Annotated in this window: 7 protein-coding genes; 6 read left to right on the forward strand and 1 reads right to left on the reverse strand. The window is 55.0% G+C overall.

Annotation, left to right across the window (positions count from 1 at the left end; genetic code table 11):
* Positions 1–97 precede the first annotated feature (97 nt).
* From NST08_RS01635 to NST08_RS01645, 3 genes are all read left to right on the forward strand, one after another.
* A complete protein-coding gene (locus NST08_RS01635) occupies positions 98–6370 on the forward strand; it encodes a 5'-nucleotidase C-terminal domain-containing protein (protein WP_341341374.1) in 6273 nt (2090 codons plus the stop codon).
* Positions 6371–6537: 167 nt separating this feature from the next.
* A complete protein-coding gene (locus tag NST08_RS01640) occupies positions 6538–7029 on the forward strand; it encodes an RNA polymerase sigma factor (protein WP_210094271.1) in 492 nt (163 codons plus the stop codon).
* Positions 7030–7094: 65 nt separating this feature from the next.
* Positions 7095–8042 carry a hypothetical protein gene (locus NST08_RS01645; RefSeq protein WP_244869055.1) on the forward strand — a complete coding sequence of 316 codons (948 nt, stop codon included), beginning with the start codon at positions 7095–7097 and terminating at the stop codon, positions 8040–8042.
* Positions 8043–8412: 370 nt separating this feature from the next.
* Here the strand turns inward: NST08_RS01645 and NST08_RS01650 are convergent, their stop codons facing one another.
* Positions 8413–10329 (reverse strand): beta-N-acetylhexosaminidase, encoded by a 1917-nt coding sequence (locus NST08_RS01650; protein ID WP_210094269.1) that lies wholly within the window; start codon positions 10327–10329, stop codon positions 8413–8415.
* 335 nt (positions 10330–10664) lie between these two features.
* Between NST08_RS01650 and NST08_RS01655 the strand changes: the two genes are divergently transcribed.
* The 3 genes from NST08_RS01655 (at position 10665) to NST08_RS01665 (ending at position 15528) form a co-directional block, all read left to right on the forward strand.
* Positions 10665–11678 carry a LacI family DNA-binding transcriptional regulator gene (locus NST08_RS01655; RefSeq protein ID WP_007132633.1) on the forward strand — a complete coding sequence of 338 codons (1014 nt, stop codon included), beginning with the start codon at positions 10665–10667 and terminating at the stop codon, positions 11676–11678.
* Between the two features lie 158 nt (positions 11679–11836).
* Positions 11837–13510 (forward strand): ABC transporter substrate-binding protein, encoded by a 1674-nt coding sequence (locus tag NST08_RS01660; protein WP_028404137.1) that lies wholly within the window; start codon positions 11837–11839, stop codon positions 13508–13510.
* 107 nt (positions 13511–13617) lie between these two features.
* The gene (locus NST08_RS01665; RefSeq protein ID WP_028404136.1) at positions 13618–15528 is read left to right on the forward strand and encodes an ABC transporter permease subunit; all 1911 of its coding nucleotides are present in this window, start codon (positions 13618–13620) and stop codon (positions 15526–15528) included.
* Positions 15529–15537: the final 9 nt, after the last annotated feature.

Genomic DNA, 15537 nt, shown 5'->3' on the forward strand with positions numbered 1-15537 from the left:
ACATAGGATTCACTTTCTATTAGATCGGCCAAAACAATTCTGGTATATATAGTAAATAAGGCTGAAAATCTAATAGAGTTGAGGAGTGAATACCTGAATGCGCATTCGATTCCAGAAGGGCCGACAACAGCTCAGTGTACTTCTTGCTATTGCAATGCTGGTAAGTATTCTTGTTCCTTTCGGATCCGTGCAGGTAGCGGAAGCTTCGCCTCGGAATGATCAAGTGGTCATCAGCCAGGTTTATGGGGGCGGCGGGGGCAACGGGGCGGTCTATGCCAACGATTTCATCGAGTTGTTCAACCCTACGGGACAGGCCGTGGACCTTACAGGCTGGAAGGTACGTTATGCAAGTGCAGCAGGTGATTTTAATAACACAACCTCTTTAACAGGTAGCATCGAGCCTTACCAATATCTATTAATTCAGCAAAGCGGGGGCAACACAGGTCTGCCTCTTCCAACACCCGATCTGACAGGGAACTTGGCCCTAGCCGCCAGTAACGGCAAGGTAGACCTGGTGAACGCAGCAGGGGAGCGCGTCGATCTGATCGGCTACGGCTCCGCAAGCGATTCGGAAACCAAGCCGACGGCTGCGTTATCCGCCGGCACGGCGGCGATTCGGAAAGAATTGACCGCAGGTCAGCCAGGGAATCGCGGTTTGGATACGGACAACAATGCAGAAGATTTCTACGTTGGTTCACCGGACCCTCGAAACAAATCATATCAGGCTACGCCCGGAAATCCCGGCAGCGGCTTAGGCAGGGTAACGGCCTCCCCGGAACCGAATGCCTGGCCGGCAGGGACAGAGATTAAGCTGGCCCCGCCTACGGTAGGCGCCTCGGTCTATGCGGATGTGTACGTTTCGGGTAACGCCGGCAGAGGGTTTGAGCTCGTAGACGGTCCGATCGTCATCAATGAGCCGACCCGAATCGATGCGTTTGCCGCTATGGAAGGCGTTCCGGATGGGCCGGTAACGTCGTTCCAATATGATATTTTGAAGCAAACATCGGTTGCGGAAGCGAGAACCAAGTCTAAAGGCGAACACGTCTGGACGGAAGGCATCATCACGCATATCGAAGGCAGAGAAACTTATATCCAGGACGATACGGCCGGCATCGTGCTCTACGATTATCCGATTGGCGCAGGAGTGGGTGATCGGGTCAGCGTGGCCGGCGTGATGGAAATCTACAACAATTTGCAAGAGATCAAGCCGCATGCGCTGCTGCCGTATAACGTGACGGACAGCAACGTCGGACCGCCGCAGGCGGTACGGATTAGCGGAGCGGATCTTGCTGCAGACAAAGGGGAAGCTTACGAGGCAAGGCTGGTTTATTTGGAGGATGTGTCCATTAAGTCCGAGAATCGGGCGGGCGAGTTTACGGCCGAGCAAGGCGGGCACGAATTCATCATTTATTCCGGTCTGTCGAAGCTTGCTCCGGGTAAAACCTTCAGCCGGGTAACGGGCGTGGTGAAGCAGTACGACAATATCTACGAGCTGATCCCGCTAAGCAATGATGCCTTGATTGAAGACTTGTTCTCCGTGATCGCAAGCCCGGGGCCAGGCCCGATCATGATCGGAAGCACGGTAGAGCTGTCGAGTCCGACGACTGGAGCCAGCATCTATTATACGGTGGACGGAACGACTCCGACGACGGCAAGCACGCTGTACACCAAGCCGATTCAAGTGGACCGCGACATGACCATCAAGGCCATCGTGGTCTCTGGCACGAATGTGAGCAAAGTGTATGAGTTTGCTTACAAGGCGACACAGCAGCCGCGCATTGCGGACATTCAAGGCGAAGGACACGCCTCGCCGTATAATGGGCAAACCGTAAAGGGCATTGAGGGTATCGTTACGCAATACGGCTATACCTTCTCCAATGGCAGCATCAAGGGCTTCTATATCCAGGATGCAGAGCCGGATAATAATCCGAACACCTCCGATGCGATTTTCGTGTTTGGGACGGGCAGTACTAACCTGCCGGATGTAGGCGACCTTGTGTCCGTTACCGGCAAAGTGGCGGAATATAACGAAGGAAGCTCGTCCAATCTGACCTCAACCCAGATCGAGCTGCAATCGCTCACCGTAATCTCGGAAAATCAGCCGCTGCCGGAGCCGGTTACGCTGGGCAAGGGCGGGCGGCCGATCCCGGCATCGATCATCGATAATGACGGATTCCAGGTGTTCGATCCGGAAGAAGACGCTATCGATTTCTACGAATCGCTTGAAGGGATGCGGGTCAGACTGCCGGAGCCGACGATTATTAGTCCGTATTGGACGAGCAGCGGCACCTACAACATTCCGACCCGTGTCGAAAATAACGTTCCGGACGTCATTACGCCGGCAGGCGGTCTGGTGCTGAAGGAGCAAGGCAACTTCAACCCGCAGCGCCTGATCATCGCTTACGGGAATCCGGGGCAGGAAGTGAGCACGGGCGATACGTTTGCCGAGGATGTCATCGGCGTGATCGGATACAACAGCGGCAATTTCAAGGTCATTCCTCCAAAAGACGGGCTGCCTGCGATCGAAGGCGGTTCCTTTGAACAAGAGGTATCCACGATCGACGTGAAGGATGACCAGCTGCGCGTGGCGACCTATAATATCGAGAACTTTTACCCTGGCGTGGGCTCCGCCAAGATCAACAAGCTTGCGGATTCCATCGTGAGTCATTTGAAATCCCCGGACATCATTGGACTGGTCGAAGTTCAGGACAACAACGGGGAGAAGAATGACGGCACGACCGCGGCGGATCAAAGCTATCGGGCGCTGATCGAAGCGATCAAAGCGGCCGGCGGACCGGAGTACAACTTCACGGACATCGATCCGGTCAACAACAAAGATGGCGGTGCACCGGGTGCGAATATCCGGGTTGGCTTCCTCTATAACGCCGACCGCGTCAAGCTGTCGGAGAGCGTGAACGGCAAGAAAGGCTCCTCGACGGATGCGGTTGCCTATGATGCGGCCACGGATCAGCTTACCTACAATCCGGGCCGGATCGAACCGGAGAACAGCGCGTTCCATGCATCCCGCAAGCCGCTGGCCGCCCAGTTCGAATTCCGCGGCGAAAAAGTGATCGTCGTAGCGAATCACTTCAATTCGAAATCCGGAGACCAAGGGCCTTTCGGCAGCACGCAGCCGCCACTGCTATCCAGTGAGGCTCAGCGCCATCAGATTGCGGCTGTCGTGAACGGCTTCGTCAAGGATGTGCTGCAGGGCAATCCTGACGCGAATATCATCGTTCTGGGCGATTTGAATGATTTCCAGTTCACGCAGACCGGAACGATTCTGAAAGGCAATGAGCTCGACAATCTGATCGACATTCTGCCGCCGGGAGAGCGGTATACGTATACGTACGATGGCAACTCGCAGGTGCTTGACCATATTCTGGTCAGCAAGAATCTGACGAAGTCGGCTGAGGTTGACGTTGTCCATCTTAACGCCGATTTCCCGGCCTCCAAAGGCCGCGTGTCCGACCATGATCCGGTGGTCGCGCAGCTGGACCTGACGGGCGAGGCCGCTTCGGGCTTCCCGCTGACGATTCTGCATACGAACGATACGCACGCGAATCTGGATACCGTCAGCTCGCCCGACAACATCGCGCGCCGGGTGACGGCCATTAAAGAAGCGAAGGCTTCAGCGGTGAATCCGCTGCTTGTGGATGCGGGGGATGTATTCTCCGGGACGCTCTATTTTAATCAATATGAAGGACAAGCCGATCTGGCGTTCATGAATCTGGTTCAATACGATGCGATGACCTTCGGAAACCATGAATTCGACAAAGGATCCGAGGTGTTGAACGCATTCATCGAGAACGCAAAATTCCCGTTTGTGTCTTCGAATGTGAACTTCTCGGCAGATCCTGTGCTTCGGGAGAAATTCAACGATGGCGTCACGCGGGATGCCAAAGCCGCCAACATTTATCCGGCGGTCATCATGGAAGTGGACGGCCAGGAGGTCGGCCTGATCGGCCTGACCACCGAAGACACGGCGAACATTGCCTCTCCGGGGCCGGTCACGTTTGACGATGCCGTACAGAAGGCTAAGGATACCGTCGCGATGCTTCAGCAGGAAGGCATTAACAAAATCGTCGTGCTGTCGCACTTGGGCTACGACGTCGACGTAAACCTGGCCAAGGCCGTGGAAGGCATCGATATTATCGTGGGCGGGCACAGCCACACCAAGCTGGATCAAGCCGTCGTGGATCGTACGGACAGCGAGCCGAAGCTGATCGTACAGACCGGCGAGAAGGGTCAATTCCTAGGCAGGCTGGAAGTCGTGTTCGACGACGAGGGTGCTCTGCAGGATTGGAACAGCCGCTTGATCTCGGTTGATGAAAAAGATAGCAGCGGCCAGTACGTGATCCAGCCGGATGCCGAGGCGCTCAACCTTCTGAATACGAAATATAAGCCGGGCGTAGAGGAACTGAAGCAGACGGAGGTCGGCTATACGGAGGTTAAATTAAACGGTGTCCGGGCCGATGTGCGGACGAAGGAGACCAATCTTGGAAACCTGATTGCCGACGGCATGCTGGATGCGGCGCGGGCAGCGGGAACGAATGCGGTGATCGCGCTGCAGAACGGCGGAGGCATCCGGGAGTCGATCGAAGCCGGCAAGGTTACGATGGGCGACATCATGACGGTCCTGCCGTTCAACAACGATCTGGTTACCATCACCCTGACCGGTCAGGAAATTAAAGAGGCGCTGGAAAACGGAGTGTCCAAAATCCCTGCCCAGGACGGACGGTTCCCGCATATTGCCGGCATGAGGTTCTACTATGATTCCACGAAACCGGCCGGTGAGCGTGTGCTCCGCATGGAAGTGAAGGGCAAGAACGGCTATGAGCTGATCGATCCGAAGCAATCGTACGAGGTTGCTACGAACGCGTTTACCGCCAAGGGCGGCGATTTCTACGCATCGCTAGAGAAGGCCTATCAGGAAGGGCGCGTAAAGCTGCTTTATCTTCCGGACTATGAGGTTTTCTCGGGTTACGTGAAAAAGGTAGGCACGATTACGGACAAAACCTCGGCAGTCGAAGGCCGGATCGTTGACTTGAAGGGAGCACCGCTTCCTGGAGGACCGGATCCAGGGCAGCCAGGACAGCCAGGGCAGCCTGGCCAGCCGGGAAATCCAGGCACACCGGGTTCCCCTGGACCGGCAACCCCTCCGGTGAACCCGCCGGGTACCGGCACGCCATCGCCTGCAGAGCCGGGCAAAGTCAAGGTGCAGGTTCAAGTGAAGGATGGAGAAGCTTCCGGCACGGTGACCGGGTCTGCCTTGAAGGATGCGTTGAAGCAGCCGGCTGGCGGAAAAGTAACGGTCGAGGCCGTTAGCGCGCAGCCTTTCCAATCCACTTCGATTACGGTGGATAACGAAGCGTTGCAGGCTTGGCTTGCCCAAGCAGGCGTCCAGGTGCTGAGCGTCGTAACGCCTTACGGAAGCTTCGAACTGCCGAAGAAGGAGATTAACCTTCAGGAATTGGCGAAGCAGATTGGGACGGATACCGCCGGGATTCGCCTGGTTGTCCGGGTGGCCAAGGATACCGACGCGCTGAAGGCAGCTGCAGCCCAGGGCTATCGCCCGCTGCAAGCGGTGAACTACGCTGTAGAGGCGCATGCTTCCAGCGGCAAAACCGCGCAGTTGAATGAGTATGCCTCTTACGTGAAACGCTCGGTCGCGGTGGATCAGACCGGGCCGGCCAATTCGCTGGCGGTGGTGCGTCTGAACGAGGGACGCTACACACCGGTGCCGTTCAAAGTGAATGGGCAGCAGGTCGATATCTACAGCCGGGAGAGCGGGACTTATCTTGTTCTCCGGAATACGGCCACGTTCCCAGACATCGGTTCCCACTGGTCGAAGGGGGACGTTGAATCACTCGCTGCCAAGATGATCGTAACCGGACGTTCGGAGCAAGCCTTCGTGCCGGATGCTCCGATCACGCGGGCGGAGTTTGCAGCGCTGATTGTAAGGGCACTCGGTCTGAGTGCTGCTGCGGGACCGGGTTCCTTCGAGGATATATCGGTATACGATTGGCATGCCGGTTCGATCCGGGCGGCTGTGGAAGCGGGCATCGTCAATGGTTATTCGGACGGCACATTCCGGCCGGACCGGACGATTACGCGCGAAGAGATGGCGGCTATGGCGCATAAGGCGCTGGAATACGCCGGGTACGAGCAAGGCGGCGATGTGCCAATCCGCTTCGCTGATGAGGCTCATATCGGTGCTTGGGCCGAGGAAGCGGTGCAAGTTTTAGGCGAGCTTGATATTCTGAACGGCGATAACCGACAGCGGTTTGCGCCGAAGTCCCATGCAACGCGAGGCGAGAGCGCCGCGGTGCTGAACCGGATGCTGGGCAAGCTGACCTTTGCGAAGTAACATGGGCGCACATCATCGTGCGAAATGTACGGCAGCGTGTCGCGCTGCTGTGAGGATTGACCGCAAAAGAGCTGTTCCCTGTGGGAACGGCTCTTTTTTTTTTGTACCCAAATGTGACCCATCTGCGTCCATAACTGTGTTAAGGGTAAAAGGAGGTCTGAAACACCATGCAGACATATTCGCTCCGGCCGGGCGGGGATATTGCGGAAGCCTATGAACTTTACGGCGGCATGCTGTTCAAAATTGCGATGGTATACCTTGGAAACAAGCAGGATGCCGAGGAAGCCATGCAGGAAACGTTCATCAAGCTGATGAACAAAGCACCTGTGTTCACAGACAGGGAGCACGAGAAAGCCTGGCTGATCCGGGTGATTACAAACCAGTGCAAAAACATGCTGTCCAGTTTGTGGCGCAAACGGGTGACCCGAATGGAGCATATGGACGATTACTTCGAGGAGCCGTCGGAACGTCTGCTTATGGATCATGTGATGGGCCTGCCTTTTAAATACAAGTCGGTTATTCATCTGTTTTATTACGAGGATTATTCGGTGCGGCAAATCGCCGGCATTCTCCAGATCAGCGAATCTGCCGTCAAGATGCGTCTTCAGCGCGGCAGAAAGCTGCTGCGAATGGACCTGGAAGGGGAGGAGCGCCCATGAACCGGAATGATTACAAGAAATTGATAAATCGTATAGAACCTGATCAAGGATTGGAGGAACGTCTCATGAATGGAATCCGAGAAAAAGAGCAAGAGAAACATCCGCCGATAAGGAGAAGCCGGATCGGCATGGCTGGCGTTGGCGCTGCCGTTATGCTAGGCGTGGTGCTGGTGATATCGATCATCTGGCAGACAGAGAATACGCCTATAGCGGAAGCGCCTGCTGTGACGCCGACCGTGAGCGATGGCCAGGACGCACTGCCCGGGATGGAGGGTCCTCGGGATCCGGCCGAAGCCGGGCACGAGAAGGTGGAGCTTCCTGCGATCGAGCTTCCGAAAGACGACGGCGTCATGATGGATATGATCGGCCTGGTCGTCTATAAAGGCAACATTTACACCCAGACAGGGACGCAGATCACGGCCGAGACGGCCAAGGAGCTGCGCGGAGAGAAGCTCGGCAGGACGACGGCGGGCATTACGGAATGGAGCACGCAGGCGGATTATACGGAGCTTGCCTCCACCATCGGCGAGGCGGATATTTACGCGGTACAGGGGTACGATGAGACGTTTCGGATCATGTCCTATGAAGAGCACGACGGTCAGGTCTTTGCCGAGTTATATGAGCATTTGAATGGCATTACCGTTATGCGGGGTGAGGATATCGCGGGCAAGCTTAAGCTTGACGGCCGGATCGCCTCAGCGCAGTGGCAGGACTTTGACAGCTGGAATATGGGGGAGACCCGTCTCGAGGAGCTGCCCGCGGATGCTTCACTGGACGCTTTCATCAAGGCGTTATATGAGGCAAAGCCGGTTGCGGAGAACCAGCTGATGGAAGCCGGAATATACGATGCCGGTTCGGGTGAACAGAAATTCTTATATCTGAATCTGGAGGATGGAACCAAGGTAGAGCTGCGGCTGTTCAAAAGCGGGCCTTATGCAAAATACAGCCATGCGCAGGTGTTTTTCGAAATGGATGCCGAGGCCTTCGGCGCGCTATGGGATCGCATGGAGTAGCATAAATGGAGTGCCTTTGATTATAGGAAACGTTGACTTTATGAAAAAAGAGCGACCCTTGGGGCCGCTCTTTTTTTGGGTCACTCGTTGGATGAGCCAGCCGAGCTGATGCAAATGGGTTGAGTTACCGCGGATGAGACGCTGGGTTCAACGGATGAAGCCGGTTTAACTTTGATTCGAGGTGATTCCATGTTGGTCCAATGTTGGTCCAATGTTGGTTCAATGTTGATCCAATGTCGATTCCATGTTGGCTTGGTGGTTGGCCCATTGTTTGTTCGATGATGTTGGCTCATTGCTGCGACATGGACGAGAGGTACGACCTGGTAACCCGAGGGCCTTCGGCCTTCGGGTCCATTCGGAGTTTGCCGGATCAGAACGGATTCAGCACATGATAGAATACGTTTGGCGACGCCATCCGGTAATAGTGGCTGCACCAGCCGACGCCTTTGTGGTTGAAGCGGTTGGTGGTGCTGAACACGAGCCGCTCCTGCTCCAGCTCCTCGAGCCGCGGGATTCGTCCGTCCACATAATCAAGAATGCGGAGCGATGCGGTGTCCAGGCGGGTGAGGACGCCGCCGTAGCGGATATCGATGACCTCCCAGCCGAAAGGCTTGAACATCCGGTGCCACTGGATGCGGTGCGAGGCGCGCAGGTCACGGACGGCATCCGCGATGGCAGGAAGCACGCTTTTGGCGATTTGCCGCAGCGACTCGTGATCCTTGGCATCATAGGCATGCTTCAACGTAATGCCGATTTCGCTTTTGCGCTTCAATACGGCGCTCAGCTTTTCCGGCATGTCGAACAGATAATCCAGCCCGGCATCCGGGCAGCGCTTGTCGCGAATGCGCTGCTCCAGCTCCGCGTAATGGTTCGCGAGGTCCAAGCCCTCAATCTGCTTGTCGAATAAACCGAGAAGCACATCCTGGTACAGCAGAAATTTAGATGGATTACTTTGCTTCGCATTGTTCGGCTCCTGGCCCGGAATTTCGTCCAGATCTTTGAGCAGCAGAAAGGTGTCCATCTCGATGCCCGTGCAGAATTTTACCCGTTCGGCCAAGTGGGCCCAGGAGGGTTTTTGCTCCGAGTAGGCATGCTCTGCGTATAACTGAAGGCCCAGCAGGGCCGCGAACGGATTGCCCTCATTTCCGTCGTCTCCCCACATGGTTGCGTATACCTCGCGGATGCCCTCCTGCTTACACATCTGCAATGCGACATCGGATGCGTTAAGGGAGAGCCCGTAATTGACGCCGAACGTATTGAAAATCCAAACCGCGCCGGCAAAGACGAGGTTGCAGCCGAGAGGACGGTGATTTGCGATCAACTTCTCATAGTCCCCCGGCTCCATGTGGGTATAGTCCCAGTACACCATGTCCACGTCCTTCGGGATGCGGCGGGCCATCTCTTCCGGGATCGAGGTGTCCTTAGCGTAATATGCCGCATCGCCGCCTCCGCCTGAAGCGAGCTTGAGGAACATGTCGCTCCACATCATCGGCTTGAGTCCGCGCTTGCGGACGGCAGCCAGCACTTTGTCCAGGTGCGCGAGCATGATGTCGAAGCGGCTCTCATATCCGTTCAGGTCCAAATATTTGCCGCGGCCGAGCTCCTCCGCCTCGTCCATGCCGATGTGGATTTTCTTGCTGCGGAACGGGGCGGTGGCTGCTTCGATCATCCGTTCAATAAGGGAATCGGTTCGCTCGCTGCCAACGAGCAGCGCTCCCTTCGTATCGCGGTAATGCTTGATCGGCTCCCACTTCAGGAATTCCTCCAGATGTGCCAAGGTCTGGATGCTCGGGAACGCCTCAATGCCGAATTGATCGGCATAGTCGTCGATTTCCCGCAGCTCCTCCTGCGTATAGCGGCCCCGCATATATCCAAAATAGGGCTCATCATCGATCTCGTACGTATCCTCCATATACAGCATGACGGTATTCATGCCCATTAAGGCGAGTTTATTCAGCATCAGCTTGAAGCTCTCTACCGTGAGCACTGCATTGCGGGACAGGTCGAGCATAGGCCCGATCTGGTCGAATTGTTGTTGTTCCCGAATATGGAAGGCTTCGCGCTGGCGGCTGTGCTGAACGAGCAGGCCCAATCCACGGAAGAATTGATGCTTCGCCCCATAGCGGATGTAGGCATGGTCCGCTTCGCGGCCGACCACGAGTTCGCCCTCCGACTGTCCGATGCGGACAGGAAATCCGTCCTCACTCATCTCCACGCCAAGCTCATGCAACAATATCCGGGCACCGGATTCAATATCCGCGGTTAGGCCCTCGAAACGTAATTTCATCGAGATAATCCCCCTGTTTCACGATTTTTACGTCACAACATTATATCATTATAATGTTTAATGGTATTGCAATCGTGGGCGGAAAGCAATAAGGATTTTATCAAGCCGGGCTGAACCGGTTTCTTAACAGCAATCTGTAACTCATTCCAAATCCGCGGTATCGAATCGAGGAAAAAATTCTGTTGACACTGGTAAATTACGGGTGTATTTTAGATACAAATCGTTTTTGCAAAAACGTTTTGCATACCAAGCTACTACCCCAATCGATCGTTTATGTTATTATGATATCGCTTACACGGATTACATATGATTTCATTCGAGATAAGGAGATAACCATGGCAGCAACCATTAGAGACGTCGCCCGCGAAGCGGGAGTGGCAGTATGTACCGTATCCTTCGCGATGAATGGATCGGCCCATGTGGCCGAAGCGACGAAGAAACGCATTTTTGAAGCAATCGAGAAGCTGAATTACCGGCCGAATCAATCGGCGCGCGGATTAGTGACCAAGAAGACGAACAACATCGGCTTGGTCGTCGAGGACACCGTAGACGGGCTGGAGAACAGCATTCTTCTTGACGTGATCAAGGGTCTCGGGCAGGCGACGGGAGATAATAATTACGATCTGCTGCTCTCCTTCCAGAAGCCCAGCACAAGCAAGCTTGCGGATCATCTGCTCGACGTGTACCGGAAGCAGTCGGCCGACGGCCTGATTTTGATGGGGGCAGCCATCAATCAGCCATTCGATGAATTGATCAAGAACCGCTTCCCGTTCGTGCTGCTTGGAAGGCCCGCCATCCCGGGTCTATGCCACAGCGTTAACGCGGATAACGAACAAGGGGCATACGAAGCGGTGAAGTATTTAGTCGGCAAGGGCCACCGCCGCATTGCGCTTATTACGCCATGCACGCTGGAGGTGGATGCCTCGCTTGACCGGTATAACGGGTATCGTCTGGCGATGGAGGAATTCGTGGGCCGGTTCGACGAGCAGCTGGTTGCCATCGGTTCGTTCGAGCAGGACAGCGGATATGCGGAAACCGAGAAGCTGCTGAGCCTGAAGGACCGCCCAACCGCTATTATCGCAGGCCGGGACGTCATTGCCTCCCGCGTTGTGGAGCGGGCGCAGGAGCTCGGCTATGCAGTGCCGGACGACGTAGCGGTCATCGGCTTCGACAATACCGTCGTATCCCAGCTGGCCCGTCCGTCCATCACCTCGATCGAGCTGCCGATGCGACAGATGGGACTCGAAGCGGCGAAGCTGCTGATGAAGCTGATCGACGGCGAGATCGGCTTTGATGATATCCAGACCATTGTACTGCCTTGCACCGTGTGCGAAAGAGAATCGACCTGATAACGAATAGATTTCGTTGGACGGTTCTTTTTTTAAGCCATACAAAAACGTTTTTGTACCCCATCGTCATTGAAGGGAGTGATGCAGGTCAACTTGATCAGCTTAGACTTCACATAAATGTAAGCGAATACATTGAACGCTTAGGGGGAGTGAAAGTCATGTTTCCATTTCGAAGATTCGTTAGCCTCATCCTGATCACCTCGCTCATTACGCTGCTCGCCGCTTGTTCCGGCGGCAGCGCCAACCGTGCCGAACCGGCACCGACTCCCGTTAGTAACGACAATAACGACAATACGACACCCGCAGAACCTGCTACCGGCCAGCCGGCAGCACCATCAAAAAGCGGCACCATCCAGATCTCCTTGCGCGGAGCCTCCGCTGAAGTATGGGGCAAGGTAGCCGAAGCCTATATGGCGAAGCATCCTGACGTTAAAGTCGTCGTGGATATCAAGCCGGCCGAGGGGTACCGGGATTGGTTGCAGGCCCAGTTTGCCGCCGGGGAACCGGAGGCCGATTTTGTGAACACGAATGAGAACAGCGATCTGAATGAAGACCAGAAATTCGTCGATTTCAAGCCTTGGCTGGAGACGGAGAACCCCTATACGGGGAAGCTCTGGAAGGAAAGCTTCAATCTTGACGGCATGGGCGTCAATTTGGATGATCCTAACCTGCAAACGCTGCAAGCGCTGAACTTCGAATCGGTGCAAATTTTGTGGATGTACAACAAAGAGATGTTTGAGAAGGCCGGCATCACAGACACCCCGAAAACCTTTAACGAGCTGACCGCGGCTTTTGACAAGCTGAAGGCAGCAGGGTACATCCCGTTTACGATCGGCGGCAATGCGCTCTCCTTATGGAGCGGTCAGGCAGGTTGGCTGATGCGCATTTATCCGGACCAGTATTTCCGCGACTATGTGGAGCTGATCCGGTCCAAGCCGGAAGATTATACCTATATGCCGAGCATCGACGATAACTGGAAGTTCGATCTAAACGATCCGTACAACGATTCCCGTTCCAATGTGTCGACGAATGAGCTGCGGATGTATAAGGCAATCAAAGACAAGGTCGGTCCATACAAAGTCGAGGGCAATCCTGCTTGGCGCGAGGTGTTGACCAATCTGAAGACCTTGTTCAGCTACGCACCCGAGGGATTCATGGGCATGTCGGAGGAGCAGGCCTACAAGCTGTTCCTAACCGGCAAGGCCGCAACCATGGTTGCGCTGCCGTCCTCTTATTGGCAGCTTCCGAAGGATTTTGCCGATGCGGAGAAGACGGGCGAGAGCGGAGGCGTAAAATCATTCGATTTCGGATTCTTCAACATGCCTTCCATGGAAGGGGAGCTGGTGCAGGCGCCTGCTAGAACGATCCATATCTATACCGGTTTTTACGGCTTTGTCAAAAAGAATGCGGAGCAGACCGCACTGAACATTGATTTCATGATGTATCTGACCAGTCCGGAAGGATACAAGGTATACCTTGAGGCTGTTCAAAACTCCAAGGATGCTTCCTTAAGCGGCGCTCCGCTGTTAAACGATATCGAGCTGCCGGAGGAAATGAAGAAGACATTCGAGTCGTTCGACGCGATCGGAAACACGGAAGGACTGAACAGCCCGGGCAATGTGCTGGCGCGCGGTCTCCACGACTATCAGCCGTCCGTGCAGAGCTACATCGGCCTCATCTCCAAATATTTCAACGATGAAATCGATGTGGACCAATTGCTGAAGCAGTACCAGGCCGACATTGATGCCAAGTTTGAGGCTATGCTGAAGGAACGCAAGAAGGAGCTCTCCGACCTTGAGCATCCGGAGCGGCAGCCGCCGGTTAGGCAGTAGCATGCGAAATCGTGAAGCGCAGGGTACCGTTTTAAACAAAAAGGGGTACTCGTATCGAACGGTCCTGCGTTTCCACTTGGCATGGAAGGGAGTGTGAACATAAGGTTATGCGGGCAATCAAATCCATCCTATTAGTACTGCTGCTGCTATGTCTGTGGATCCCGCCGATTTATGCCTCCGTGCCGATCTGGACCATGGAGCAGGGGCTGACGATCAAAGCGATGTCCATCTCCGAAGACGGCGAGCAGGTGGCGGTCGGCACGCAGAATGCAACCGCAATATTGCTTCAGCAAGATGGCACGCAGCAGTTCGAATTTGCGGCAAAAAACGTCGTTACCGGTGTCGCGCTTCTGAATGACGGACAGATGCTGGTCTCCTCCGACGACCGGCATCTGTATAAGCTTGATGCGAAGGGCGAGGAGATCTGGAGCCGGGATTTCCGAAAAATGATCAAGAATTTATCGGCAACACCGGACGGCAAACGAGTGATCATAACGCTCCACAACGAAAGCGTGATTCGTTTGCTGGACGAACAGGGAGAGGTGCTGCAAGAGATCCCTGTGGGCATCGCCGTGAAGACAGCAGCCTTATCGCCGAATGGGCAATGGCTGGCAGCGGGTGCGGCCAATCAGTATGCTTATATGTTCGGCCCTTCCGGAGAGCAGCTATTTCAGATCCCCCTAGACGGTGATATCCAGCATGTGGCCGTCGGCGACAATGGCACGCTGGTCGTAGGATCGTCCAACAACAAGGCGGTCATCTACTCGTCCGAAGGCGACAGCCTTGGCGAACTGGTGACCAAGGACAAGGTCACATCTGTCCATATCACCAATGACGGAGCATTTGTTGCGGTCGCTGATTATTCCGGCAATTATTACGTGGCGGACGAGGGCGGCTCTCTGCTGTGGAGCACGAAGGAGGTTGGTGCCGGCCAGCAAATCCGATTCAGCGCTGACGGCACGAGGCTCTTTGCAGGATCGGATCAAGGAGCCGTTTTCCAATATGAAGTCGGAGCCGTGCTTGCGCAAGGCAAACAAGCGGCGATGACTCAGAAGATGCTTCAAATCGGGGCGGTCGTGGTCTCCATCGTGCTGATCGCACTGTTGTTCCTGTGGCTTTGGCGCAAGAAGCCCCACATCCTTCAGCGATTGTGGAGGAGCAAGCTGGCCTATGCCATGCTTCTGCCGAGCTTCACGCTTCTGATCATATTCCTGTATATCCCGGCTTTCTCCGGCTTGATTCATTCCTTATATGACTGGAATCCGGGGGCCAGGAGCGAATTCATCGGCCTGGACAATTTCAGGCGCATGCTGAATGATCCGTACGTCACTAAAGGCGTGGGCAATCTTCTGATCCTGATCGTGACCGGGCTGATTAAGGCTCTCATCCCTCCGCTGATTGTAGCGGAGCTGATCTACCATCTGAGAAGCAAGAGATCACAATACGTATTCCGTACGTTCTTTGTTATTTCCATGGTCATTCCATCCGTCGGCATGCTGCTGGTCTGGCAGGATATGTATGATCCGAACATCGGTCTCGTGAATCAGGTTCTGCGGATGATCGGGCTCGGATCGCTTAGCCATGCATGGCTGGGAGACCCGAATACCGCGCTGTGGGCTATCATCATGATGGGCTTCCCGTTCGTCGGCATTCTTCAGCTGCTGGTGCTCTACTCGGGGCTGATCGCCATTCCGGACGAGGTCATTGAAGCGGCCAGGATCGACGGGGCCAAATCCTTCCGGATTATCCGCACCATCCATCTGCCGCTGCTGGCCGGGCAATTCAAGCTGCTGATCGTGCTCGGGCTGATCGGCATCATCCAGGACTTCGGCTCGATTCTGATCGTAACGGGGGGCGGGCCGGCGGATTCAACCTACGTACCGGCGCTGCAGATGTATTTTGCCGCTACGAAATTCAATGATCTGGGGTATGCCTCGGCGCTCGGCGTCAGCATGTTTGCCATCATAATGATCATTACGGTCATCAATATGAAATTTATCAAAACGAATACGGACTAGGAGGGGAGC

Source organism: Paenibacillus sp. FSL K6-1566 (assembly GCF_038050475.1).
Taxonomy (GTDB): domain Bacteria; phylum Bacillota; class Bacilli; order Paenibacillales; family Paenibacillaceae; genus Paenibacillus_AQ; species Paenibacillus_AQ lactis.

What these genes read in the sequence shown, in the direction of transcription:
- NST08_RS01635 (WP_341341374.1), top strand. Translation starts at nt 98, where the DNA reads ATGCGCATTCGATTCCAGAAGGGCCGACAACAGCTCAGTGTACTTCTT.
- NST08_RS01640 (WP_210094271.1), top strand. Translation starts at nt 6,538, where the DNA reads ATGCAGACATATTCGCTCCGGCCGGGCGGGGATATTGCGGAAGCCTAT.
- NST08_RS01645 (WP_244869055.1), top strand. Translation starts at nt 7,095, where the DNA reads ATGAATGGAATCCGAGAAAAAGAGCAAGAGAAACATCCGCCGATAAGG.
- NST08_RS01650 (WP_210094269.1), bottom strand. Translation starts at nt 10,329, where the DNA reads ATGAAATTACGTTTCGAGGGCCTAACCGCGGATATTGAATCCGGTGCC.
- NST08_RS01655 (WP_007132633.1), top strand. Translation starts at nt 10,665, where the DNA reads ATGGCAGCAACCATTAGAGACGTCGCCCGCGAAGCGGGAGTGGCAGTA.
- NST08_RS01660 (WP_028404137.1), top strand. Translation starts at nt 11,837, where the DNA reads ATGTTTCCATTTCGAAGATTCGTTAGCCTCATCCTGATCACCTCGCTC.
- NST08_RS01665 (WP_028404136.1), top strand. Translation starts at nt 13,618, where the DNA reads ATGCGGGCAATCAAATCCATCCTATTAGTACTGCTGCTGCTATGTCTG.